The organism is Kitasatospora sp. NPDC093550 (genome assembly GCF_044764985.1).
Classification (GTDB): domain Bacteria; phylum Actinomycetota; class Actinomycetes; order Streptomycetales; family Streptomycetaceae; genus Kitasatospora.
In genome coordinates this window covers 93,631-116,379 of sequence record NZ_JBIWJF010000015.1, presented here as the reverse complement: position 1 = coordinate 116,379, position 22,749 = coordinate 93,631, and the positions used below count along the sequence as shown (strand labels likewise).

21 protein-coding genes and 1 tRNA gene are annotated in these 22,749 nt (G+C 74.4%); 11 read left to right on the top strand and 11 right to left on the bottom strand.

The annotated features are described in order from the left end of the window. Positions 1–205: 205 nt before the first annotated feature. The 4 genes from ACIRD3_RS24285 to ACIRD3_RS24270 form a co-directional block, all read right to left on the bottom strand. Positions 206–379, bottom strand: coding sequence for a hypothetical protein (locus tag ACIRD3_RS24285; protein ID WP_402220240.1), 174 nt, complete (start codon positions 377–379; stop codon positions 206–208). 101 nt (positions 380–480) lie between these two features. After that, on the bottom strand, positions 481–1,347 hold the full coding sequence (locus ACIRD3_RS24280) for an NUDIX hydrolase (RefSeq protein ID WP_402220237.1): 867 nt from the start codon (positions 1,345–1,347) through the stop codon (positions 481–483). Positions 1,348–1,410: 63 nt separating this feature from the next. Further along, on the bottom strand, positions 1,411–1,878 hold the full coding sequence (locus tag ACIRD3_RS24275) for a RidA family protein (RefSeq protein ID WP_402220235.1): 468 nt from the start codon (positions 1,876–1,878) through the stop codon (positions 1,411–1,413). Next, positions 1,875–2,033: a DUF4177 domain-containing protein gene (locus ACIRD3_RS24270; protein WP_094743074.1), complete on the bottom strand. Its 159-nt coding sequence runs from the start codon at positions 2,031–2,033 to the stop codon at positions 1,875–1,877. Before ACIRD3_RS24270 ends, ACIRD3_RS24275 begins: the two co-directional genes overlap by 4 nt. A 213-nt stretch (positions 2,034–2,246) precedes the next feature. Between ACIRD3_RS24270 and ACIRD3_RS24265 the strand changes: the two genes are divergently transcribed. Next, positions 2,247–3,320, top strand: coding sequence for an ArsA-related P-loop ATPase (locus ACIRD3_RS24265; protein WP_402220233.1), 1,074 nt, complete (start codon positions 2,247–2,249; stop codon positions 3,318–3,320). Beyond that, positions 3,317–4,486 carry an ArsA family ATPase gene (locus ACIRD3_RS24260; protein WP_402220231.1) on the top strand — a complete coding sequence of 390 codons (1,170 nt, stop codon included), beginning with the start codon at positions 3,317–3,319 and terminating at the stop codon, positions 4,484–4,486. Before ACIRD3_RS24265 ends, ACIRD3_RS24260 begins: the two co-directional genes overlap by 4 nt. Positions 4,487–4,690: 204 nt before the next feature. On the opposite strand, the gene ACIRD3_RS24255 is transcribed toward ACIRD3_RS24260, so the two are convergent. Continuing rightward, positions 4,691–5,014: a WhiB family transcriptional regulator gene (locus ACIRD3_RS24255; RefSeq protein ID WP_030240986.1), complete on the bottom strand. Its 324-nt coding sequence runs from the start codon at positions 5,012–5,014 to the stop codon at positions 4,691–4,693. A 502-nt stretch (positions 5,015–5,516) separates the two neighbouring features. Between ACIRD3_RS24255 and ACIRD3_RS24250 the strand changes: the two genes are divergently transcribed. Beyond that, positions 5,517–7,787: a transglycosylase domain-containing protein gene (locus ACIRD3_RS24250; RefSeq protein ID WP_402220228.1), complete on the top strand. Its 2,271-nt coding sequence runs from the start codon at positions 5,517–5,519 to the stop codon at positions 7,785–7,787. Positions 7,788–8,015: 228 nt separating this feature from the next. Here ACIRD3_RS24250 and ACIRD3_RS24245 read toward each other — a convergent pair whose 3' ends face one another. Further along, on the bottom strand, positions 8,016–8,468 hold the full coding sequence (locus ACIRD3_RS24245; protein WP_402220225.1) for a GatB/YqeY domain-containing protein: 453 nt from the start codon (positions 8,466–8,468) through the stop codon (positions 8,016–8,018). 190 nt (positions 8,469–8,658) lie between these two features. Between ACIRD3_RS24245 and ACIRD3_RS24240 the strand changes: the two genes are divergently transcribed. The 3 genes from ACIRD3_RS24240 to ACIRD3_RS24230 all read left to right on the top strand — a co-directional run bounded on the left by ACIRD3_RS24240 (position 8,659) and on the right by ACIRD3_RS24230 (position 10,511). After that, positions 8,659–9,393 carry a CGNR zinc finger domain-containing protein gene (locus ACIRD3_RS24240; protein WP_402220222.1) on the top strand — a complete coding sequence of 245 codons (735 nt, stop codon included), beginning with the start codon at positions 8,659–8,661 and terminating at the stop codon, positions 9,391–9,393. Further along, a complete protein-coding gene (locus ACIRD3_RS24235) occupies positions 9,393–10,337 on the top strand; it encodes a metallophosphoesterase (RefSeq protein WP_402220220.1) in 945 nt (314 codons plus the stop codon). The genes ACIRD3_RS24240 and ACIRD3_RS24235 overlap by 1 nt, the downstream gene beginning before the upstream one ends. Before the next feature lie 100 nt (positions 10,338–10,437). Further along, a tRNA-Pro gene (locus ACIRD3_RS24230) sits at positions 10,438–10,511 on the top strand. 226 nt (positions 10,512–10,737) lie between these two features. Here the strand turns inward: ACIRD3_RS24230 and ACIRD3_RS24225 are convergent. Continuing rightward, positions 10,738–13,488 carry an AAA family ATPase gene (locus ACIRD3_RS24225; RefSeq protein ID WP_402220217.1) on the bottom strand — a complete coding sequence of 917 codons (2,751 nt, stop codon included), beginning with the start codon at positions 13,486–13,488 and terminating at the stop codon, positions 10,738–10,740. Positions 13,489–13,679: 191 nt separating this feature from the next. On the opposite strand from ACIRD3_RS24225, the gene ACIRD3_RS24220 reads away from it, so the two are divergent. The 5 genes from ACIRD3_RS24220 (at position 13,680) to ACIRD3_RS24200 (ending at position 18,370) form a co-directional block, all read left to right on the top strand. After that, the gene (locus ACIRD3_RS24220; RefSeq protein WP_121174687.1) at positions 13,680–14,057 is read left to right on the top strand and encodes a nuclear transport factor 2 family protein; all 378 of its coding nucleotides are present in this window, start codon (positions 13,680–13,682) and stop codon (positions 14,055–14,057) included. A gap of 92 nt (positions 14,058–14,149) precedes the next feature. Next, positions 14,150–15,232, top strand: a complete 1,083-nt coding sequence (locus ACIRD3_RS24215) for an MFS transporter (protein ID WP_402220214.1) — start codon at positions 14,150–14,152, stop codon at positions 15,230–15,232. Between the two features lie 78 nt (positions 15,233–15,310). Then, a complete protein-coding gene (locus ACIRD3_RS24210; protein WP_402220212.1) occupies positions 15,311–15,718 on the top strand; it encodes a hypothetical protein in 408 nt (135 codons plus the stop codon). Positions 15,719–15,908: 190 nt separating this feature from the next. Further along, entirely contained in the window at positions 15,909–17,783 is a 1,875-nt protein-coding gene (locus ACIRD3_RS24205; RefSeq protein WP_402220210.1) for a S9 family peptidase, read from the top strand. Continuing rightward, entirely contained in the window at positions 17,780–18,370 is a 591-nt protein-coding gene (locus ACIRD3_RS24200) for a hypothetical protein (protein WP_402220207.1), read from the top strand. The genes ACIRD3_RS24205 and ACIRD3_RS24200 overlap by 4 nt, the downstream gene beginning before the upstream one ends. A gap of 14 nt (positions 18,371–18,384) precedes the next feature. Here the strand turns inward: ACIRD3_RS24200 and ACIRD3_RS24195 are convergent, their stop codons facing one another. From ACIRD3_RS24195 to ACIRD3_RS24180, 4 genes are all read right to left on the bottom strand, one after another. Then, positions 18,385–19,173: an SURF1 family protein gene (locus tag ACIRD3_RS24195; RefSeq protein WP_402220204.1), complete on the bottom strand. Its 789-nt coding sequence runs from the start codon at positions 19,171–19,173 to the stop codon at positions 18,385–18,387. Positions 19,174–19,492: 319 nt separating this feature from the next. Further along, positions 19,493–20,773: a hypothetical protein gene (locus ACIRD3_RS24190; protein ID WP_402220201.1), complete on the bottom strand. Its 1,281-nt coding sequence runs from the start codon at positions 20,771–20,773 to the stop codon at positions 19,493–19,495. Further along, complete coding sequence (locus ACIRD3_RS24185; protein ID WP_350519763.1) at positions 20,766–21,311, bottom strand: SigE family RNA polymerase sigma factor; 546 nt, start codon at positions 21,309–21,311, stop codon at positions 20,766–20,768. The genes ACIRD3_RS24190 and ACIRD3_RS24185 overlap by 8 nt, the downstream gene beginning before the upstream one ends. A 329-nt stretch (positions 21,312–21,640) precedes the next feature. Continuing rightward, positions 21,641–22,696 carry an aspartate-semialdehyde dehydrogenase gene (locus tag ACIRD3_RS24180; RefSeq protein WP_402220199.1) on the bottom strand — a complete coding sequence of 352 codons (1,056 nt, stop codon included), beginning with the start codon at positions 22,694–22,696 and terminating at the stop codon, positions 21,641–21,643. Positions 22,697–22,749: the final 53 nt, after the last annotated feature.

The window sequence follows — 22,749 nt, the reverse complement described above, 5'->3', positions numbered from 1 at the left end:
CGCCCACCTCGCCGCGCCCGGCAGGCGCTTCGCGCAACGCACACCCCTCGATGACTCGCTCACTCCGCTCGCTCATGCGCCCACCTCGCCGCGCCCGGCAGGCGCTTCGCGCAACGCACACCCCTCGATGACTCGCTCACTCCGCTCGCTCATGCGCCCACCTCGCCGCGCCCGGTGTGCTCGCTCCGTTCGGTGGGCCGCTCGCTCACCGGCCGCCTCCGCCGTCCCGATGGAGGGCCCGCAGCGGCAGCGCCCGGACGAGGGCGCGCTGCGCCACCTCGACGAACGGGACCGGCTCGTCGCAGGCCGGGGTGCGGGGGATCAGACGGCGGGCGGGTATCTCGGGTGCCGTCCGGCGAGCCACCTCGTTGTGGGTCATCGGGCGTCGGTCCTTTCTCTGCGGTGGTGAGGGTGGGTCGTCTTCCCCGGGTCGTCTTCCCCGGGTCGTCTTCCGCGGGTCGACTTCCCCGGGTCGTCGTCTCAGGAGTCCTCGGGGAACTCGCCGTCGATGGTCAGCTCGTCGTACCCCGGCCAGCGGACCGTCATGCGGTCCCCGCGGACCTCGGCCCGGCCCAGCACCGGCTCCAGCCGGCGGTCGGCGGCCGCCGCCAGCGCCTCGGCGGCGGTGCGCACCGGCGACAGCTCGCGCAGCACCGTGACGGTCGGCGGCAGCATGCCGAACCGGCCCTCCCGGTGGCCGCGGACCGCCTCCGCCGGGCTCAGCCAGGCCACCCGGTCGGCCTCGCCGACCTCCAGGGCCGCGCGCTGGCCCTCCGGCAGGGCCGCCACGAAGAACCAGGTGTCGTACCGGCGCTCCTCGAACTCCGGGGTGATCCAGCGGGCCCAGCCGCCCAGCAGGTCGCTGCGCAGCACCAGGCCGTGGTCGCGGAGGAACGCGGCGAAGGACAGCTCGTGCGCCTCCAGCGCGGCCCGCTCGGCGGACCAGTCGCGCGGCGCGGCGACGCTCCCGGCATCCGGGCCGGCCAGCAGCACGCCGGCCTCCTCGAAGGTCTCGCGGACGGCCGCGCAGACCACGGCCCGGGCCGTCCGCTCGTCCACTCCGAGCCGACGCGCCCACTCCTCGGGCGGGGGGCCGGCCCAGCCGGTCTCGACCTCGGCGTCCCGCGGGTCCACCCCACCGCCGGGGTAGGCGTACATCCCGGCCGCGAAGGCCATCGAGGTGCGTCGGCGCAGCAGGTAGGCCTCCGGCCCGTCGGCGGCGTCGCGCAGCAGTACGACGGTGGCGGCGGGCCTGGGCACCGGCGGGGTCAGCACGCCGGATTCGACCGCCCGGATCCGGGCGGGCCACCCGGGCGGCATCGGGAGCGTCGTTGCTCGATGGTCCATGCCCGGATGCTAAGCGCACGGAGGCGGGGTCGGCCAGGGCCTGGCCCGCCTCCGTGATCACGTTCAGGCCTGCTTGACGCGCACCTGGATCTCGACCTCGACCGGGGCGTCCAGCGGCAGCACCGCGACGCCGACGGCGCTGCGGGCGTGCACGCCCGCCTCGCCGAGCACCTGGCCGAGCAGCTCGCTGGCGCCGTTGATCACGGCGGGCTGGCCGGTGAAGTCGGGGGCGGAGGCCACGAAGCCGACGACCTTGACGACCTGCTCGATCCGGTCGAGGTCGCCGATCACGGACTTCACGGCGGCCAGGGCGTTCAGCGCGCAGCGCTGCGCGAGCTCCTTGGCCTCCTCCGGGGACACCTCGGCGCCGACCTTGCCGGTGTTCAGCAGCTTGCCGTCGACGACGGGCAGCTGGCCGGAGGTGAACACGAACTCGCCGGACCGCACGGCCGGCACGTACGCGGCGACCGGCGCCGCCACCGGCGGCAGGGTCAGGCCCAGCTCGGCGAGCTTCGACTCGACGGCGCTCATGCGTTCTTCTCCCGCTTGAAGTAGGCCACCAGCTGCTCCGGGTTCGGGCCGGGCACGACCTGGACGAGCTCCCAGCCGTCCTCGCCGAAGTTGTCCAGGATCTGCTTGGTGGCGTGCACGAGCAGGGGCGCCGTCATGTATTCCCACTTGGTCATGGCCAGACTCTAGACGAGCCGCCGCGACGATCGGCGCGCTGCGGCGGGCGGCGTGTGAGGTGGGGCACAAAGAGGGCATGATCAGGCCTGGCAACCCCAGGTGCTCCGGGCATCCGGTGCGGTCCCTGGTTACCCTCGCGAGAGGGCACCCTGGTGAGGGGCACCCTCGTCAGGAGGGGACGCCCGTAGGACGGAGACGGACGGAGACGGAGCGTGGCACGCACCCCCGGCCAGGCGGACCGGCGCGACCCCGACTGGGAGGGCGTCCGGCTGCACGTGGTCAGCGGCAAGGGCGGCACCGGGAAGACCACGCTGGCCGCCGCGCTCGCGCTGGCGCTCGCCGCCGACGGCGGTCGGGTGCTGCTGATCGAGGTGGAGGGCCGGCAGGGCATCGCCGAGTTGTTCGGCATCGCCGCGCTGCCGTACGAGGAGCGCCGGATCGCCTCGGTCTCCCGTCGGCAGCTGGGGCTGCCCGCCGCGGGGGGCGGCTCCGGCGAGGTGTTCGCGCTGGCGATCGACACCGAGCAGGCGCTGCTGGAGTACCTGGAGATGTTCTACAAGCTCGGCCGGGCGGGCAAGGCGCTGCAGAAGGTGGGCTTCGTCGACTTCGCCACCACCGTCGCGCCCGGTGTCCGGGACGTCCTGCTCACCGGCAAGGCCTGCGAGGCGACCCGGCGCAAGGACCAGGACGGCCGGCGCCGCTACGACGCGGTGGTGATGGACGCCCCGCCGACCGGGCGGCTGACCCGCTTCCTGAACGTCAACGCCGAGGTCGCCGGGCTGGCCCGGATCGGCCCGATACACAACCAGGCGCAGGCCGTGATGCGGGTGCTCAAGTCGCCGGAGACCGCGGTGCACCTGGTCACCCTGCTGGAGGAGATGCCGGTGCAGGAGACGGTCGACGGCATCGCGGAGCTGCGCGAGGCGAAGCTCCCGGTAGGCGGGGTGATGGTCAACATGGTCCGGCCGCCGGTGCTGGACGCGGCGGCGGTGGCCGCAGTGGACGGCAACCACCGCGAGGAGGTCGCCCTGGCGCTCGGCGAGGCCGGGCTCGGCGGCCGCTCGCGCAAGCCGGAGACCGTCCGGGCGGCGGTGGAGCCGCTGATCGACCCGCTTCTGGAGCAGGCCAGGGAGCACGCCGAGCGGGTCGAGCTGGAGCGCGCGCAGCGCGCCGACCTGCAGCAGCTGCGGATCCCGACGTACGAACTGCCGCTGCTGGGCGAGGGCGTGGACCTCGGCGGGCTGTACCGGCTGGCGGGCGACCTGAAGCGGCAGGGGGCGGCATGACCACCAACGGCGTGCGGAGCACCGGGAAGCGGCTCGCGGTCGACGAGCTGATCGACGACCCGAAGACCAGGATCATCGTCTGCTGCGGCTCCGGCGGCGTCGGCAAGACCACCACCGCCGCGGCGATCGGCCTGCGGGCCGCCGAACGCGGCCGCAAGGTCGTGGTGCTGACGATCGATCCGGCCCGTCGGCTCGCCCAGTCGATGGGCCTGACCGAGCTCGACAACACCCCCCGGGTGGTCAAGGGGGTGACGGGCGAGGGGGAGCTCCAGGCCATGATGCTGGACATGAAGCGGACCTTCGACGAGGTCGTGCTGGCCCACGCCGAGCCCGAGCGGGCCAAGGCGATCATGGAGAACCCGTTCTACCAGTCCCTGTCGGCCGGCTTCGCGGGCACGCAGGAGTACATGGCGATGGAGAAGCTCGGGCAGCTGCGCGCCGCCGAGGAGTGGGACCTGATCGTCGTGGACACCCCGCCGTCCCGCTCGGCGCTGGACTTCCTGGACGCGCCCAACCGGCTCGGGTCGTTCCTGGACGGCCGGGTGATCCGGATCCTGACCGCTCCGGCCAAGGTCGGCGGACGCAGCGCGATGCGCTTCCTGAACGCCGGGATGGGCCTGCTCACCGGCACCCTGGGCAAGATCTTCGGCGCCCAGCTGCTCACCGACGTGCAGACCTTCGTGAGCGCGATGGACTCGATGTTCGGCGGCTTCCGCGAGCGCGCCGACCGCACGTACCAGCTGCTCAAGGCGCCGGGCACGGCGTTCCTGGTGGTGGCGGCGCCGGAGCGGGACGCGCTGCGCGAGGCGGCGTACTTCGTGGACCGGCTCGCCGCGGACCGGATGCCGCTGGCCGGGCTGGTGCTCAACCGGGTGCACGGCACGGGCGCCCCGCAGCTCACCGCGGAGCGGGCGCTGGCGGCGGCCGAGGCACTGGAGGAGAACGGCTCGGAGCACTCCTCGCCGGAGGCGGAGCTGCTCGCGGCCGGGCTGCTGCGGCTGCACGCGGAGCGGATGCAGATCATGGGGCGGGAGCGGCGCACCCGCGACCGCTTCGTCTCGGTCTACCCGGACGTGCCGATCGTGGAGGTCCCGGCGCTGCCGGGCGACGTGCACGACCTGGACGGACTGCGGGCCATCGGGGGCCGGCTCAGCGGCACGGCGTAGGGCGCCACGGCGTAGGGCGCCACGGCGTAGGGCGGCACGGTGTCGGGCGGCCCGTAGGACGGCCCGGCGCGGGGGACCGCGGCGTGAAGCCCGCGGTGGGTGGAAGGGCACGGCGGGGGGCGGCGCGAGGCGGTGCGGCGTGGGCGCCCGCCGGGGCCGGCCGGCCCTGGGACCCGCTCCGGCGCGTGGCCGGTTCGGCCGGACTCAGCCCGCCTGGGCGTAGTCCGTCAGTATCACTCCGGTCGCGAGGGACTCCTCGTACTCGGTGCGGGCCGTCTCCAGCAGCCTCCGCCACGAGATGACCGTCGGGCGACGGCGCAGCAGCGCCCGGCGCTCGCGCTCCGTCATCCCGCCCCAGACCCCGAACTCCACCCGGTTGTCCAGGGCGTCCGCGAGGCACTCCGTCCGCACCGGGCAGCCGCTGCACACCGCCTTCGCGCGGTTCTGTGCCGCCCCCTGGACGAACAACTCGTCCGGATCACTCGTGCGGCAGGCGGCCTGCGCACTCCAGTCGTCAACCCAGCCCATGCCGGCGCCGTCCTCTCCCGTATTCGAGGCTCCCCCACGGCGGCAACGGCATATTCACCGTTGCCAGTTGAGGACGTTACGGAAGAACGACAGCTTGCAACAGCCCCTTCGGGCTCAATCTCGAATGACCCGATTGGACTATGGGTATCGGCCAGCTCACTCGTTGGAGTGATCGCAGGTCGCAGGCATTGCCAAAAGCGGAGCCCGCACTCTCGCCACAGGCGTCATCACGAAGCGTAACCGTTCACGCCGATGCGGCAGGCCTTGGCCGCTTCAAAACCCGGACATCTGCGGGCAATTCGGGCAACTCTCTCCACCCACAAGAGTGAGTGATGTTGACGCACCGAAGCTGTGCCAAGGCTGTGACAAGCCTAGGCGAACACCTGCCCCTCTGTACGGGAATCCGCGACGTAGGGTTCTCCCCATGGCACCGAAGCGCCCACAGGCATCCCAGCCCCCAGGCAACACCGGAGCTCCGCGCGGCAGGAGCGGCGGATCACCGTTGGACCACGTCGGCAACGGCGTGAAGTTCCTGGGCGTCAGCGTGCTCTCCGGAGTCCTGCTGGCAGGCCTCGCCCTGCCCGCCGTCGGCGCCATCGGGCTGACCGCCAAGGACACGGCGGAGAGCTTCGACAACATCTCCGACGACTTCAAGACCCCGCCGCTCACCCAGGCCACCCAGATCTTCGACGCCAAGGGCGGCCTGATCGCCAAGGTCTACGAGCGCGACCGCACCGTCCTCACCTCCGACCAGATGTCGCCGTTCATGCGGCACGCCCAGGTGGACATCGAGGACGCCCGGTTCTACGAGCACGGCGCCGTCGACCTCAAGGGCGTGCTCCGGGCGATCAGCAAGAACGCCGAGAGCGGCACCGCCTCCCAGGGCGCGTCGACGCTCACCCAGCAGTACGTGAAGAACGTCAACGTGGAGAAGGCCGGCGACGACCAGGCGGCCGTCCTGGAGGCCCAGCGCAAGACCCTGGGCCGCAAGATCCAGGAGCTGAAGGTCGCGATCAAGCTGGAGGAGGACCTGACCAAGGATCAGATCCTCACCAACTACCTCAACATCACCTTCTACGGCCACCAGGCCTACGGGGTCGAGGCGGCCTCCCAGCGCTACTTCAGCAAGAGCAACAAGGACCTGACCATCGCCGAGGCCGCCACCCTGGCCGGCATGGTGCAGAACCCGTCGTCCTACGACCCGGTGCGCTACCCCGACAACACGGTCAAGCGCCGCAACGTCGTGATCGACAAGATGCTGGAGAACAAGCACATCACCGCGGACCAGGCGAAGGAGGCGAAGGCCGCCCCGCTGGGTCTGAAGTACAAGGACCCGCAGAACGGCTGCATCACCGCCCAGGCCGGGATGGGCTTCTTCTGCGACTACGTCCGCCACGTGATCAAGCAGGACCCGGCGTTCGGCAAGAGCGCCGACGAGCGCAAGAAGCGCTGGGACACCGGCGGCCTGAACATCTACACCACGCTGGACCCGGACAAGCAGGCCGCGGCCCAGAACGCCGTCACCAAGAAGGTCAACGTCACCGACACGGTGTCGGCGGCCGCGACCATGATGGAGCCGGGCACCGGCAAGATCCTGGCGATGGCCCAGACCCGCCCGTACGGCCTGGACCCGAACAAGAACCAGACCGTCGTCAACCTCAACGTGGACGCCGCGATGGGCGGCGGCAACGGCTTCCAGACCGGCTCGACCTTCAAGCCGATCCTGGCCGCGGCGGCGCTGGAGTCGGGCATGTCGCCCACCCAGGCGTTCCCGTCCGAGAACAAGATCGAGTACCCGCAGATGTCCACCTGCTCGGGCACCTGGAAGAACGTCCCCGCGCCGGGCGAGGGCAAGGCCACGGTGAAGAACGAGTCCGACAAGGAGGTCGGGCCGTACCAGCTCAAGCAGGCCATGGCCCTGTCGGTCAACACCTACTTCGTGCAGATGGAGCAGCAGGTCGGCCTCTGCGCGATGAAGCAGATGGCGAACAAGCTGGGCATCACCCAGTCCGCGAAGGGTGACGCCTTCAAGGAGGTGCCCTCGATGGTCCTGGGCACCCTGGAGCTCTCCCCGCTGACGATGGCGAACGTCTACGCGACCTTCGCCGCGCGCGGCAAGTACTGCACCCCGGTCGCGATCAACAAGATCACCACGGTGGACGGCAAGGACCTCCCCGTCCCGCAGACCCAGTGCAGCCAGGCCTTCTCCGAGGACACCGCGGACAAGCTCAACACCGTCCTGCTGAACGTGACCGAGAAGGGCACCGCGGCCGCGCTCGGCCTCGACGGCGGCCGCAAGATCGCCGGCAAGACCGGTACCACCGACGAGAAGAAGGCCGCCTGGTTCAGCGGCTACACCCCGTCGCTGGCCACCTCGGTCTGGCTCGGCGGCCCGGCCGGCGGCGTCAAGATGAAGAACATCAACATCGGCGGCAAGCACTTCGACGAGGTCTTCGGCGCCGACGGCCCCGGTCCGATCTGGCAGATGGCGATGAACCAGGCGCTCCAGGGCACGCCGATGGAGCCGATCCAGACCGCCGACATCCCGGACCCGCAGCCGACCGCTCCCCCGGCCGCGCCCCAGCCGCCGGCCGACCCGAACCCGCAGCCCGGCGGCAACCCCCCGCCGCCGCAGCCCGGCGGCAACGCCGGCGGCGGCAACAACGGCGGCGGCGGCCCCGGCGGGATGATCGGCGGCGGGTTCACCTTCCCGCCGGGCATGATCGGCGGCGGGAACGGCGGCAAGCACGGAGGCGGCAACGGCAACGGCTGACCCGCGGCCGAACACGTGCTGACCGCCCGGGCCGAGCCCGCGGAACACTGACGAAGGGGCGCCCTCCGGTTCGGAGGACGCCCCTTCGGCGTGCTGCCGGGGTGACGGGCCGTCGGGGCCGGGAGGGCCCCCAGGGGCGCTACCGGGCCGCTCGGTTCCGGCCGCCGCGCAGGTGCCCCGTCCGACCGTGGCCGCGCAGGTGCCCCGTCCGACCGTGGCCGGCCGCGGTCAGGACAGCGCCGCCTTGACGGCGGCGGCGACCCGGCCGCCCTCCGCCAGGCCGTCCACCTTGGGCTTCACCAGCTTCATGACGGCGCCCATCGCCTGCGGACCGGTCGCACCGCTCTCGGCCACGGCCTCCGCGACGATCCCGGCCAGCTCCTCGTCGGAGAGCTGCTTGGGGAGGTAGCCGGCGAGCAGCTCGCCCTCGGCCCGCTCCCGGGCGGCCTGGTCGGTGCGACCCGCCGCGTCGAAGGCCTCGGCGGCCTCCCGGCGCTTCTTCGCCTCGCGGCCGATCACCTTCAGCACGTCGGCGTCGGACAGCTCGCGCTTCTGCTTGCCCGCCACCTCCTCGCTGGTGACGGCGGACAGCGTGAGCCGGATGGTGGACGCGCGCAGCTCGTCCCGGTCCCTGATGGCAGCCGTGAGGTCTTCCTGCAGCTGCTCCTTGAGCGTTGTCATTTCCTCTTCTTATCCTTCGGCTGTGGGTGCTCTCAACCAGGTTTCCACCGGGTATCCCCTGCGGTTTGCGCAGGTGACCGAGTATGCCGTGCCAAGGGCCTTCGACCGACGATCGAGCGTGCCTGCGGCACCCGCGTTCCCCCTTCCCGTCCGGTAACCGGTCAACCCGGTTACGCCTACCCTTGGCCTCATGACCGACGGAGCCAACGAAACCGGCGGAGCCGACCGGACCCCCACCCCGCCCGGGCTGCTCCTCACCACCCCCGCGGGCACCCGGTTCCGCTTCGACCCCGGCGCCCCCTGCCTCGAACTGCTCACCACCGGCGGCCCCGGTCCGTACGCCCGCCACGAGGTCCTCCACCGGCCCGCCGACCTCGCCGCCTGGCTCCCCAGCTCCAGCCTGCGGCTGCCCGCCGACGCCGTCCGGATCTCCGCCCCCGAGCTGGCCGCCGCCCGTACCCTGCGCGACGCCCTCTGGCGCGTCGCCGCCGCCCGCGCCCACGGCGAACCGGGCGGGGCCGAGGACTACGCCGTCCTCAACCGGGCCGCCGAGCACCCCCCGCTGGTCCCCCGGATCGCCCCGGACGGCACCGCCGCCGCCCCGCTGCCCGCCGACGGCTCACAGCTGGTCTCCACCCTCGCCCGGGACGCCATCGCCCTGCTCACCGGCCCCTACGCCGACCGGGTCCGCGAGTGCGGCGCGCACGACTGCCGACTGCTCTTCGTCGACACCTCCCGGCCGGGCCGACGCCGCTGGTGCTCCATGGAACGCTGCGGCAACCGCCACAAGGTCCGCGCCCTGCGCGCCCGCCGCGAGCCCGGCCCGACGCCCCCGGCCCCCTCCGGGCCGAACCCCGGCTCCGGCTCCGGCCCCGGCTCCGCCGGGCGTGCACCAGCTGATCGACCGTCTGAGAGCATGGGCTGATGCGACCGCTGTACTCCGTTCCCCTCGGCTTCGCCGCCGCCGGCGCCGCCTGCCTCGCCTACTCCGCCGGGTACGAGGTGCGGGCCTTCCGCCTCCGCCGGGTCGAGGTCCCCGTCCTCCCCCGCGGCGCCCGGCCCCTCCGGATCCTGCAGGTGTCCGACATCCACATGGTGAGCGGCCAGGGCAAGAAGCAGCGCTGGCTGAAGAGCCTGGCCGGCCTGCGCCCCGACCTCGTGGTCAACACCGGCGACAACCTCTCCGACCCGCTCGGCGTCCCCGCCACCCTCGACGCGCTCGGACCGCTCATGGAGTTCCCGGGCGTCTACGTCTTCGGCTCCAACGACTACTACGGCCCGGCCCGCAAGAACCCGGCCCGCTACCTCCAGGCCATGCGCAGCGGCGTCCACGGCATGAACAACCCCGACGGCACCGCCCGCCGCGGCATCACCGGCGCCGTCCACAACCCCTGGGAGAAGCTCCGCGACGGCTTCGACGCGGCCGGCTGGCTCGACCTCACCAACACCCGCGGCCGCCTCGCCCTGAACGGCCTCGACCTCGAGTTCACCGGCCTCGACGACCCGCACATCCGCCGCGACCGCTACAGCGAGGTCTCCGGCGGCCCCTCCGCCGACGCCGACCTCTCCCTCGCCGTCGTCCACGCCCCCTACCTGCGCGTCCTCGACGCCTTCACCGCCGACCGCTACCCGCTGATCCTCGCCGGCCACACCCACGGCGGCCAGCTCTGCATCCCCTTCTACGGCGCCCTCGTCACCAACTGCGACATCGACACCCGCCGCGTGAAGGGCCTCTCCACCCACACCGCCGGCGGCCACCGCTCCTACCTCCACGTCTCCGCCGGCTGCGGCACCAACCGCTACACCCCCGTCCGCTTCGCCTGCCCCCCCGAAGCCACCCTCCTCACCCTCACCCCGGCCCCCCGCTGACCCCCACCGGACGCCCGCCCGAAACCGGATTTCGTGTCTCGGCGAGCGTCCGGTAGAGTTCTACTCGTTGCGACGGAGACGGAGCGACAAACCGCAGGACCGGGGTGTGGCGCAGCTTGGTAGCGCGCTTCGTTCGGGACGAAGAGGCCGTGGGTTCAAATCCCGCCACCCCGACCCAGTGCAGAGGGCCCATCGGAGAAATCCGATGGGCCCTCTGACGTTGTATCCGCCCCCGCCCCACCGACCGTGACCCCCGTCACCCGGTCGCCCCGCACCACCCTCGGCCCCCTCGGGCAGCGCTGCACAGCCCCCTCGGCCGACGACGGTTCCGCCGACCGGAGCCGAACCGGCCCGGGGCCCGCCGGGCGCTTCTCGGTGGGCCCCGGGCCGTACCGGTCCCTCAGAGGACCGTGGTGAGTTCGGTGCGGGAGGTGATGTTGAGCTTCGGGTAGGCCTTGTAGAGGTGGTGGGCGACGGTCCGGGGGCTGAGGAAGAGCTGGGCCGCGATGTCGCGGTTGGTGAGGCCCCGGGCGGCGAGCCGGGCGATCTGGAGTTCCTGAGGGGTGAGCGGGGACTGCGGGGCGCCCGCGGGGTCGGGGGCGGGGGTGCCGGTGGCGGAGAGTTCGGTACGGGCGCGGGCGGCCCAGGGGTGGGCGCCGAGGCGGTCGAAGCTTTCCAGGGCGCCGCGCAGGTGGGGACGGGCGTCGGTGCGGCGGCGGGTGCGGCGCAGCCATTCGCCGTAGAGGAGGGCCGTGCGGGCCTGTTCGAAGGGACGGTGTCCGGGCTCGTGCCGGGCGAGGGCGGCGCGGTAGGCGGCTTCGGCGCGTTCGTCGGGGCCGAGCAGGGCCTGGCAGCGCAGTCGGAGGGCTTCCGCCCACGGGCGGTCGGCGGCGGCGGTCCAGCGGGCGAAGCGTTCGTACGGCTCGGCGGCGCGTTCGGGGGTGCCGAGCCGGACGGCGGCCTCGACGAGGTCGGGGACGGCCCGGGTGGCGCTGACGTGGTGCCGGTGCGGGCCGGTGGTGAGGGTGTGCAGGCGGTCGGCGGCGTCACCGGCGCGGCCCTGGCCGAGATCGAGCAGGGCGAGTGCCCACTGGGCCCAGGGGAGTCCGGCGGCGGGGGCGGCGGTCTGCGGGCCGGTGGTGGCGAGGGCGGTGGCGGCGAGTTCGGCGCACCGGTCGGTGCGGCCGTCGAGGGCGGCCAGGTAGGCGAGCAGCGCGGTGAGTTGGCTGACCCACTGGTGCTGGCCGGTGTCGCGGGCGAGTCCGAGGGCCTCGGTGGCGGTGAGTTCCGCGTCGCGGTGGCGGCCGTGGAACAGTTCGGCCTCGGCGAGGAAGAACTGCAGGGTGGGCATCACGCCGACGGTGCCCTTGGCGCGGGCTTCGGCGACCAGTTCCGCGCCCAGTTCGGCGGTCTCCTCGTCGCGGCCGAGGACGAGGGTGGCACCGCACAGCTGGACCAGGTCGACGGGGCTCTCGGCACCGGCCCGTCGGGCGGCCTCGGCGGCTTCCCGGACGGGCGGCAGCGGTGCGGCCGCGGGCCGGCCGAGGGCCGGGAGGACGGCGGCGGGCAGGTGGCGGGCGAGCGGGGCGAGGGGGTGGCCGTCGGCGAGCGGGAGGGCGGCGAGGCGGTCGAGGACGGCGACCACCGGTTCCTCCCCCGCGTACCAGGCGGTGTGGAAGGCCTGGAAGAGCATCCGGGCGGCGTGCGACGGGTCGATGCCGGTGCCGGCGGCGTCGAGCAGCAGCCGGTAGGCGGTCGGGTACGAGCCGCGCCAGAAGTGCGCGGTGGCCCTGACCTGGTCCAGCAGGGCGTGCGCCAGCACGCTGTCGGTGCGGGCGGCGGCCTCGTCGGCGAGTGCCTCGGCCCGGGCCAACTCGCCCTCCTCGGTGGCGGCTTCGGCGGCCAGGACGAGTCGACGGGTGGCGGCGTCGCGGTCCGGCGTGAGTCGGGCGGCGCGCTCGTACGCGGCGGCGCCGCCGCGTCCGCCGTGCCGCTCGGCCCGGACGGCGGCGCGTTCCAGGGCGTCGGCGAGTTCGGCGTCGGGGGCGGTGGCGGCGAGCGCGAGGTGCCAGGTGCGGCGGTCGCCCTCCGGCAGCGCCTCGGCCACGGCCCGGTGGACGCGCGACTTCTGGTGGTGCGGCGCGCGTTGGAGGATGGCTGAGCGCAGCAGCGGGTGCCGGAAGGCGATCCGGCGGTCGGCGGTGACCGCCACCAGGCCCGACTCCTCGGCGGGGGTGAGGTGTTCGGCGGTGACGCCGAGCGCGGCCGCGGCGGGCAGGACGACGTCGAGTTCGCCGCGTTCCTCGGCGGCGGCGACCAGGAGCAGGGTCTGGGTGGCCCCGGGCAGGCCGGTGACCTGGCCGTGGAAGGCGATCAGCAGCCGGCTGGTGAGCGGCAGGCCGTCCGGGGGCAGGGCGCCCGGCTGGTACGCCTGCGGCCCGGCGGTGACGGGGAGTTCGGTGAGCGCGAGCGGGTTGCCGGCGGCCTCGGCGAGCAGCCGGTCGCGGACGGCGGCGGGCAGGTCGGGACCGGTCCGCCGGGTCAGCAGCCGGGTGGCGTCGGCCTCGGCCAGGGCGGTCACCTCCAGCGCGGGGAGACCGAGCCCGCGTTCGGCCGGAACGTCCGCCGAGGGACCTGCGCCGGTGCGGGCGGCGAGCAGCAGGGCCACCCCTTCGGCCTGGAACCGCCGGGCGGCCAGCAGCAGCGCGTCCAGCGAGGCCCGGTCCAGCCACTGGAGGTCGTCCAGGACGCACAACAGCGGCTTTTCGGAGGCGAGTTCGGCGAGCAGGGCGAGCGTGGCGAGCCCGACCAGCAGCCGGTCGGCCGGCCGGCCGGCGGCGTCCCCGTCGTCGGCGAGTCCGAAGGCGGCCTCCAGGGCGCGTCGTTGCGGCCCGGGCAGGGCGTCCAGCCGGTCCAGTCCGGGCGCGAGCAGCAGGCTCAGTCCGGCGTACGGCAGTTCGGCCTCGTACTCGACGCCCGTCGCCCGGATCACCCGGAACGTCTCCCCCGCCCGCGCGACGGCGTCGTCCAGCAGCGCGGTCTTGCCGATGCCGGCCTCGCCCCGGAGCAGCAGGACTCCGCTGCGACCGGCGCGTGCCGCGTCCAACAGTCCGTCGACGGCGGCCTGTTCGTCTTCCCTCCCGTACAGCATGCTCCCGACCCTACTCATCCGGGCCGCGCCACCCGGCGCGAACCTCCCCCGCCGCGGGGCCTCGGCACCCGTCCCGACACCTACGTACCCGCATGCCTATACGTGACGGATTCGCCGTCGCCCGCCCGTCCCTACCGTGGTGAGCACCGGGAACGACCGGCCAACACCCCACCGGAACACGGGAGATGACGATGACCGAGATCACCACCGCCGCCCTGCAGCAGCTCGCCGAGCGCTACCTCGCGGTGTGGAACGAGACCGACCCGGCGGCCCGCCGCAAGCTGATCGACGAGGTGTGGTCCGAGGACGGCCGCTACACCGACCCGTTGGCCGCGGTCGCCGGCCGGGACGCGATCGACGCGCTGATCGGCGCGGCCCAGGCCCAGTTCCCGGGGCTGGAGTTCACCCTCGGCCCGGTGGACGCGCACCACGACATCGCCCGCTTCACCTGGAACCTGGGCCCGGCCGGCGCCGAGCCGGTGGTGATCGGTTTCGACGTGCTGACGGCCACCCCGGACGGCCGGATCGGCGCGGTGTACGGCTTCCTCGACCGCGTGCCGGGCGCCTGAGGACCCGACCACCCGAGGGGCGGGCCCTCCCCCACGGCACCCGGCCCGCCCCTCCCCTCCCCGAACCACCCACGCCCGGAGGAGAGCCCGAGATGAGCACCGCCCTGAACGCCCGCCGCCCGACGCCGGCCGCGCCCGCACCCGCACCCGTACCCGCACCCGCACCGGAAGCCGCTCCGCACGCCACCCCGGAAGCACCACCGCACGCCCCACCGACACCCGCCCCGCCCCCCAAGGGCCTGCTCCCGGTCGTCCTGACCGCCACCTTCATGACCGCCCTCGACATCTTCGTGGTCAACGTCGCCCTCCCCTCCCTCCAGGGCGACCTCGGCGCCGGCCCCGCCGCCGTCCAGTGGGTGATGGCCGGCTTCAGCCTGGCCCTGGCGGCGGGTCTGGTCACCGCCGGCCGCCTCGGGGACCGCTACGGCCGCCGCCGGGTGTTCGGGCTCGGCCTGGCCCTGTTCACCCTCGCCTCCGCGGGCTGCGGCCTCGCCCCCACCGCCGCCGCGCTGGTCGGCGCCCGGGTGGTGCAGGGCCTGGCGGCGGCACTGATGGGCCCGCAGGTGCTGGCGATCCTGCGGACCGCGTTCAGCGGCCCGGCGCAGGCGCGGGCCTTCGCCCGGTACGGGCTGACGATGGGCGTCGGCGCGGTGTTCGGCCAGCTGATCGGCGGTCTGCTGATCCGCGCGGACCTCTTCGGCCTCGGCTGGCGCAGCTGTTTCCTGATCAACCTGCCGATCGGCCTGGCCGCCCTCGTGATGGTCCGCCGCTGCCTGCCGGAGTCCCGCGCCGCCCAGCGGCCCGGCCTGGACCCGGTCGGGGTGCTGCTGGTCACCACCGCGCTGACCGCCTTGGTGCTGCCGCTGATCCAGGGCCCCTCCCTGGGCTGGCCGCTGTGGACCGTCCTCTGCCTCGGCGCCTCCGTCGTCCTGCTCGCCGCCTTCGCCGCGCACCAGCACCGCACCACCACGCACCGCGGCGAGGGCGCCGGCACCGCCCTGGTCGACACCCGCCTGTTCCGCAGCCGCGCCTTCAGCGCCGGCGTGCTCGCCCAACTCGCCTTCTGGCTCGGCCAGGGCTCCTTCTTCCTGGTGCTCGCGCTGCACCTGCAGTTCGGCCGAGGCCTGGACGCGCTCGGCGCCGGGCTGGTCTTCACCGCGATCGGCCTCGGCTAACTGATCACCTCCCACACCGTCCACCGGGTCACCGCCCGGCTCGGCGGCCGCCGCACGATCACCGTCGGCGGGCTGCTGATGGCCGCCGGGCTGGCCCTGCTCGCCCTCGCCGCGTACGGCACCGCGAACGGCACCGCCCACCACACCGCGCTCAGCGCCGTGGCCGACACCGTGCACGGCGGCGCGCACGGCAGCGTCTGGTGGCTGGCCCCCGGGCTGTTCGTGGACGGCCTCGGCATGGGCCTGGTGATCGCCCCGGTGACCGCCGTCGTCCTGGAGGGCGTCGAGCCGCGGCTGGCGGGCTCCGCCGCCGGGGTGGTGTCCACCGTGCAGCAGGTCGGCGGGGCACTCGGGATCGCGCTGATCGGTCTCGTCTACTACGGCGCCGGCGACCCGACCGCCGCGTTCGGTCACAGCGTCCTGGTGCTGGCCGCAGTGGAGCTGGTCCTCGTGGTCCTGGTCCGCCTGTTGCCCCGCAGGACCTGACGCCTCATCCGACGGCCGCCCCCACCGCACCGAGCCTCCTCCCACCGCCGCACCAGGGCCCACCACCCGGCGGGCACCGGCGGGCACCGACCACCGCGCTCCCTCCCCGCACGCCCCGAACCACCGGGCGGGTGGCCTCGGGCCCACCCGCCCGTTCCATTCCCTCCCCCCGATCGGGTTGGATGGTCGGATGAGCGAGGAGAAGAGCGCCGTTCCGGCGTGGGAGCAGCGGTTCAGGGCGGCCCGGGTGTGGCTGCCCGACTGGGCGGAGGACGCCCCCGACCGGGCGTTGTACGTGTCCAACGCGACCGGCACCTACGAGGTCTACGCCTGGGACCGCGCCACCGGCACCCACCGCCGGGTCACCGACCGCCCGAACGGCACCACCGATGCCGAGCTGTCCCCGGACGGCGCCTGGATCTGGTGGTTCGACGACCACGACGGTGACGAGTTCGGCGTCTGGCGGCGCCAGCCGTTCGCGGGCGGACCGGACGAGGAGGCGGTGCCCGGCCTCGCCCCCTCCTACTCGGCCGGGCTGGCCCTCGGCCGCGACGGCACCGCGGTCGTCGGCCGTTCCACCGACGAGGACGGCACCACCCTGCACCTGTGCCGCCCCGGCGACGCCGGGCCGGTCGAGATCTACCGGCACGCGGAGTACGGCGGCGTCGGGGACCTCAGCCACGACGGCACGCTGCTCGCCATCGACCACACCGAGCACGGCGACGCGATGCACTCCGCGATCCGCGTGGTCCGCATCACCGGGACCGGCGCCGTCGAGACCGTCGCCGAGCTGGACGAGGTCACCGGCCGGGACGAGCCGCGCGGCGTCGCCTGCCTCGGCTTCGCCCCGGTCGCGGGCGACACCCGCCTGCTGGTCGCCCACCAGCGCACCGGCCGCTGGGAGCCGATGATCTGGGACGTCGCCACCGGCGCCGAGACCCCGCTGGAGCTGCGCGACGAGCAGGGCCGCGAGCTGCCCGGCGACGTCTCCGCGCAGTGGCGGCCCGGCGCCGAGGAACTGCTGGTGGAGCACGAGTACGAGGCGCGCAGCGAGCTGTTCACGTACGCGCTCGCCGACGGCCGGCTCGTCCGCCTGGAGACCCCGCGCGGCACCGTCAGCGGCGCCACCGCCCGTCCGGACGGCACCGTCGAGTACCTGTGGTCCTCCGCCGCCGAGCCGTCCGCCGTCCGGTCGACCGCCGGGACGGTCGTGCTGCGGGCGCCCGGCCCGGTGCCGCCCGGTTCGGTCCCGGTCGAGGACGTCTGGGTGGACGGACCCGGCGGGCGGGTGCACGCGCTCGTGCAGCGTCCGGCCGGCACCGGCCCCGAGGACGGTCCCCTCCCGACCGTGTTCGAGATCCACGGCGGACCGACCCACCACGACAGCGACTCCTTCGCCGCCGGCCCGGCCGCCTGGCTGGACCACGGCTTCGCGGTGGTCCGGGTCAACTACCGCGGTTCGACCGGCTACGGCCAGGCCTGGACGGACGCCCTGCACGGGCGGGTCGGCCTGATCGAGCTGGAGGACATCGCGGCGGTCCGGGAGTGGGCGGTCGCCAGTGGCCTCGCCGACCCGCGCCGGCTGGTGCTCGCCGGCGGCAGCTGGGGCGGCTACCTGACGCTGCTCGGCCTCGGCGTCCAGCCCGACGCCTGGGCGCTCGGCATCGCCGCCGTGCCGGTCGCGGACTACCACACCGCGTACGCCGACGAGATGGAGGCGCTCAAGTCGCTGGACCGCACGCTCTTCGGCGGCACCCCGGAGGAGGTCCCGGACCGCTTCACCGCCTCCTCGCCGCTGACGTACGTCGAGCAGGTGCGGGCGCCGGTGTACATCAGCGCCGGGGTCAACGACCCGCGCTGCCCGATCCGGCAGATCGAGAACTACGTCGAACGGCTGGAGCAGCTCGGCAAGCCGCACGAGGTCTACCGGTACGACGCCGGGCACGGCTCGCTGGTCGTCGAGGAGCGGATCAAGCAGCTGCGGCTGGAGATCGACTTCGTCCGTCGGCACCTGCCCGCCGCCGACGACGCGACCGCCGACCACGGTGCCGGGGAGTCGGTGTGAGACGCGCGCTGATGCTCGCGGGAGCGGTGGTGGCCGGCGCCCTGGTGCTCACCGGCTGCTCGGGTTCGCGCGGCGACAACGCCTCCTGCCCGCCCCCGGCCGGCCCGCCGGCCCCGAGCCCCACGGCCGCCAAGCCGGCCGTACCGGCCCCGCCCGTCCCCGCCACGCCGCTGGCGACGGCGGCCACGGCGACCAAGGCGAGCGCGGCCGGGGCGGGAGCGGCCGTCGTGCTGGCGGCGTACGAGCCGACCGACGGCGACGGCACCGTCCAGCTCGCCAAGGGCTCGAAGGGATCGAAGGGGTCGAGCGGCTCCAAGGGCTCGTCGGGCTCCGGGTCCAAGGGCTCGAAGAGCGGCCGCACCGTGCACCACCACATCGACCACTACGACTCGGACGACACCGTCGGCAGCGGCGGCCACAGCCACTGCCCGGGCAACCCGACACCGGTGCCCGTCGGCTCGACGACGCCGGCCCAGCCGCCGGTCCAGCCACCGGCCCCGGCCCCGGGGCTGCCGGCCCCGGGGCTGCCGCCGGTGAAGCCGACGGCCGGGGCTCCGGTGCCCGCGCCGGTGCCGACCAAGCGCTGAGCGTCGGCCCCCGGTCAGTCCAGGACCGGGTCCAGTCCCAGGGCCCGGTCCTGCTCCGCCTCCGCCTCGCGGCGCAGCAGGCGGTACCACATGAAGACGACGAAACCCGCGAAGACGAACCACTCCAGGGTGTAGCCCAGGTTCTGGAACGCGCGCAGGGTGAGACCGTCCCCGCCCTGGGGCTGCACGGTCGGCACCGGGGTCAGCCCGGCGGGCGCCTGGTCGGCGGCCACCCAGCCGTCGTACCAGCCGTCGTACTCCAGTACGTTCAGCAGCGAGGCCCGGTTGATCATGCCGAGCTGCCCGGCCGGCAGCCCGCCGGCCACCGCACCGTTGGCACCCACGGCCTCGTTGGCCTGCAGCCGACCGGTCACCGTCACCGACCCGCCCGGCGGCGGCTCGGCGGCCGCCCCCGCGGTCGGCGCCCCGGGCGCCCAGCCGCGCACCACGGCGACGGCGTGCCCGTCGGCGGTGCGCAGCGGCGTGAGCACGTAGTAACCCTGCTTGCCGTCCACCACCCGGTTGGGCACCAGCAGCTGGTGCTCGGTGTCGTAGCTGCCGGTCACCGTGACGGGCTTGCCGACCGTCTCCGTGGTCACCTGCGGGGTCGCCGGACCGAGCAGCGCGTCGATCGGCCGCACATCACCCGAAGCGGTGATCGCCTTCTCGGTCTCCTGGTGCGTGGACACCCGGTCCTCGAACCGGCCGAGCTGCCAGGAGCCCAGCCACACGCACACCGCCACGGCCGCCACGGCCAAAGCGGTGCCGCCCAGCCATCGCGGAGTCAGGAGGAACCGGTACACACCCCCCACGGTAACCACTCCTCACACCCACCCCGCCCCCGGGCCCGGTCCTACCGATCCACCCCGGCCCCGCACATCGCCCCACCAGCCACCGGAACCCTCACGGCAGCGCACACCCCACCTCGGCACGACGCGCACCGCGGGCCCCCTGCGCCCTCACAGCGGTTCACGGCCGACCAACCGCCTCACCCCGCCGAAGGCGAACCCGACGCCACCACCCCCGACCCACCCACCGCCTGCACCCCACCCCGGTACAGCGTCCGACCACGCACCATCCGCAGAGCCGCGACGGCCCGCAGCCCCATCCACCGCCCGCCCCTCACCCCGCCGAAGGCGAACCCGACGCCACCACCCCCGACCCACCCACCGCCTGCACCCCACCCCGGTACAGCGTCCCGCTGCACGCCACCGGCAGGGTCGCGGTGGCCGCGGTGGGGCTGCCCGGGGCTGGGGTGTGGGCGATGGTGGCGGTGGGGGCGGAGGTGGTGGGGTTGGCGGTCGGGGTGGCGGTGGGGCTGGGGGCCGAGGTGGGCCCCGCCGAGGGGGACGAGGTGGCCCGGGGGTTGGCGCTGGGGGCGCCGGTGGCACCCGAGGCCGGGACGCCGGAGGAGACGGGGGCCTGGGAGGTCAGGGACACCTGGTTGACGCCGGTGGGTGCGCTGGTGGCGCCGCCGGGGTCGGTGCAGCTCTGGTCGGGGATCCAGGCGAACGGCACCCGGTACCCGCTCTGCGGTGCGAGGACCGGCGGTTCCGCGTCCATCGCGGTGAGGCCGCCGGCCGGGTCGCCCGGCGCGTGGTCGGCGGTGCGGACGCGGTTGCGGTCGCCGCCGCTGACGCCGGTGACGGCGACCGCGCCGGGCCCGCCGATGCGGCAGCTGTGCCCGGAGACGTTGTAGACGGTGAACGAGCCGTAGATCCGTCCGGCCGCGTCGGCCGTACCGACCTGGGCGATGCCGCCGCCGAGGTCGGTCCGGGTGCAGAGCGGGACGATGCCGCCGTCGCCGGCCCCGGAGGTTCCGGTGGGCGTGACGGCGCCGTCGGTGCGCGGGGCTCCGGTTCCGGGGGTGTGCGAGGTGGCGGCCGTACCGGCGGCGGGTGGGGCGTCCCCGGTGCCGGTGGGGCCGGTGGGCCGGGCGCTGCCGGGGCCGCTGGTGCCGATGGCGCTGCCGCTGGGGGAGGTGGCGGCGGGGCTCTTGGCGTCGGCCGAGCCGGGGCCGCCGGAGAGTCCGAGGTGTTCCCCTTCGTGCAGCACCGGCAGGGCGACGGCGACGGCGAGGGCGAGGGCGGCGGCGCCGGTCCAGGCGCCGCGCCGGGCGGCCCGTCGACGGGGTACGGCGCTGCGGATCCGGGGCAGTCCGCCGGCCGAGGGCTGGATCCCGGCGACGGCGTGGTGCATCAGCTCCCGCACCACCCGTTCGTCGGTGGACAACCGTGACACCCCCGACAGCTCCGACAGCTCCGACAGCTCCGATGCCTCCGCACGCCCGCCGCCACCGGCCGGGCCACCCGCGCCCTGGACGCCACCCAGGCCGCCCGCGCCCGTGCTGCCCGCGCCACCCGCGGCGCCCACCGCCCGCCGGGCGCCGTCCGCCTCAGCCATGACCGGCCTCCATCTGGGCGCGCAGGGCGGCGAGTCCGCGCGATCCGTAGGCCTTCACCGAGCCGAGTGAGATGCCCAGGGTGTCGGCGACCTGCGCCTCCGTCATGTCCACGAAGTAACGCAGCACCAGAACCTCCCGCTGACGGCGTTGCAGACCACGCAGCGCGGCCTTCAACTGGTCGCGCTCCAGGGCATCGTAGGCACCTTCTTCTGCACTGGCCATGTCAGGCATGGGCTTCTGCAGCAGTCTCAGCCCGAGGATCCGTCGGCGGAGCGTGGAGCGGGAGAGGTTGACGACGGTCTGTCGCAGGTAGGCCAGGGTCTTCTCGGGTTCGCGCACCCGGCGCCGGGCGGCGTGCACCCGGATGAACGCCTCCTGGACGACGTCCTCACAGGTCGAGAGGTCGTCGAGGAGCAGCGCGGCGAGCCGCAGCAGCGAGCGGTAGTGCGCCTGGTAGGTCTCGGTGAGCAGGTCCTCGCTGGTACCCGCGTCGGTACCGGCACCGGAGTCCGCCGCACCGGGTGCGGCCGCCGTCATATGGTCGTCTTCCGGCCTACTCGCAGGCCTCGGGGCGCGCGAGGGGAACGACACCACGGCCCTCGCCGGAATGCCCGCCCTCGCCCCCACCATCACGTCCGCCACGCCCGTTGGACACTCGATCCCCTGTCATGGTTGCCCAGCCCGGGGCCCATTCTTCCGCATGGGCGGAAGGGGCCTCCAGGGGATTCCCTCGGGATTCCGGACAGATTGTGTCGAGGAGCGGACACAGGTATGAACGCAGGTACGGACACAACCGGGCAGATCGGAACACATGTCAGGACCGCACCGACCCGGGCGGTCCCAGGGCGCGTCCGACGGACACGCCCCTAGCGGGCCGTCAGCTCGCCCGCCACCAGCTCCGCGATCTGGAGCAGGTTGAGCGCCGCTCCCTTGCGCAGGTTGTCCCCGCACAGGAAGAGGTCCAGGGCGTCCGGCTCGTCGAGGGCCCGGCGGACCCGCCCGACCCAGACCGGGTCGGTGCCGACCACGTCGTTCGGGGTGGGGAACTCGCCCGCCGCCGGGTCGTCGTAGAGGACCACGCCGGGAGCGTCCCGGAGGATGTCCTGCGCGTGCTCCTGGGTGACCTCGCGTTCGAAGCGGGCGTGCACGGCCAGCGCGTGGGTGCGGACGACGGGGATGTGGACGCAGGTCGCGGAGACCTTCAGCGCGGGCAGGCCGAGGATCTTGCGGGACTCGTCGCGGATGCCCATCTCCTCTGCGGCCCAGCCGCCCTCGCGCAGTCCGCCGGTCCAGGGCACGGCGTTGAGCGCGAGCGGTGCGGCGAACGGCCCGTGGTCGGCGATGGTCGCGCGCAGGTCGCCGGTCTGCCGGCCGACCTCGGTGCCCGCGACGAGCGCGGTCTGCTCGCGCAGCGCCGCTTCGCCGGCCCGGCCCTCGCCGTCGGCGGCCTGGTAGGAGGCGACCACGAGCTGGCTGAGCCCGTACTCGGCGTGCAGCGCGCCGACGGCCGCGATCATCGCGAGGGTGGTGCTGGCCGGGCTGGCCACGATGCCGCGCGGGCGGATCCGCAGCGCGGCCGCGTTGATCTCGGGGACGACCAGGGGCACGTCCTCGGTGGTGCGGAAGGCGGCCGAGTCGTCGACGACCACGACGCCCTTGGCGGCCGCGATCGGCGCCCACTGGGCGGCGACCTCGTCGGGGACGGCGAACACGGCGACGTCGACGCCCTCGAACGCCTCCTCGCTCAGCGGGAGGACCTCGACGGCCTCGCCGCGCACGACCGCCTTGCGGCCGGCCGAGCGCGGGGAGGCGACGAGTCGGACTTCGCCCCAGACGTCCTGACGGAGCGAGAGCAGGCCGAGCAGCACCTCGCCGACCGCGCCGGTGGCGCCGACGACGGCGAGGTCGGGCCGCCGGGTCATCGCCCGGTGTCCCGGCTCGGCTCCCGGGTCATCGCCCGGTGCCTCCGCTCCGC

Coding starts and splice junctions, on each gene's coding strand:
- ACIRD3_RS24285 (WP_402220240.1), bottom strand. CDS start 379: ATGACCCACAACGAGGTGGCTCGCCGGACGGCACCCGAGATACCCGCC.
- ACIRD3_RS24280 (WP_402220237.1), bottom strand. CDS start 1,347: ATGGACCATCGAGCAACGACGCTCCCGATGCCGCCCGGGTGGCCCGCC.
- ACIRD3_RS24275 (WP_402220235.1), bottom strand. CDS start 1,878: ATGAGCGCCGTCGAGTCGAAGCTCGCCGAGCTGGGCCTGACCCTGCCG.
- ACIRD3_RS24270 (WP_094743074.1), bottom strand. CDS start 2,033: ATGACCAAGTGGGAATACATGACGGCGCCCCTGCTCGTGCACGCCACC.
- ACIRD3_RS24260 (WP_402220231.1), top strand. CDS start 3,317: ATGACCACCAACGGCGTGCGGAGCACCGGGAAGCGGCTCGCGGTCGAC.
- ACIRD3_RS24255 (WP_030240986.1), bottom strand. CDS start 5,014: ATGGGCTGGGTTGACGACTGGAGTGCGCAGGCCGCCTGCCGCACGAGT.
- ACIRD3_RS24245 (WP_402220225.1), bottom strand. CDS start 8,468: ATGACAACGCTCAAGGAGCAGCTGCAGGAAGACCTCACGGCTGCCATC.
- ACIRD3_RS24240 (WP_402220222.1), top strand. CDS start 8,659: ATGACCGACGGAGCCAACGAAACCGGCGGAGCCGACCGGACCCCCACC.
- ACIRD3_RS24235 (WP_402220220.1), top strand. CDS start 9,393: ATGCGACCGCTGTACTCCGTTCCCCTCGGCTTCGCCGCCGCCGGCGCC.
- ACIRD3_RS24225 (WP_402220217.1), bottom strand. CDS start 13,488: ATGCTGTACGGGAGGGAAGACGAACAGGCCGCCGTCGACGGACTGTTG.
- ACIRD3_RS24220 (WP_121174687.1), top strand. CDS start 13,680: ATGACCGAGATCACCACCGCCGCCCTGCAGCAGCTCGCCGAGCGCTAC.
- ACIRD3_RS24215 (WP_402220214.1), top strand. CDS start 14,150: ATGAGCACCGCCCTGAACGCCCGCCGCCCGACGCCGGCCGCGCCCGCA.
- ACIRD3_RS24210 (WP_402220212.1), top strand. CDS start 15,311: ATGGCCGCCGGGCTGGCCCTGCTCGCCCTCGCCGCGTACGGCACCGCG.
- ACIRD3_RS24205 (WP_402220210.1), top strand. CDS start 15,909: ATGAGCGAGGAGAAGAGCGCCGTTCCGGCGTGGGAGCAGCGGTTCAGG.
- ACIRD3_RS24190 (WP_402220201.1), bottom strand. CDS start 20,773: ATGGCTGAGGCGGACGGCGCCCGGCGGGCGGTGGGCGCCGCGGGTGGC.
- ACIRD3_RS24185 (WP_350519763.1), bottom strand. CDS start 21,311: ATGACGGCGGCCGCACCCGGTGCGGCGGACTCCGGTGCCGGTACCGAC.
- ACIRD3_RS24180 (WP_402220199.1), bottom strand. CDS start 22,696: ATGACCCGGCGGCCCGACCTCGCCGTCGTCGGCGCCACCGGCGCGGTC.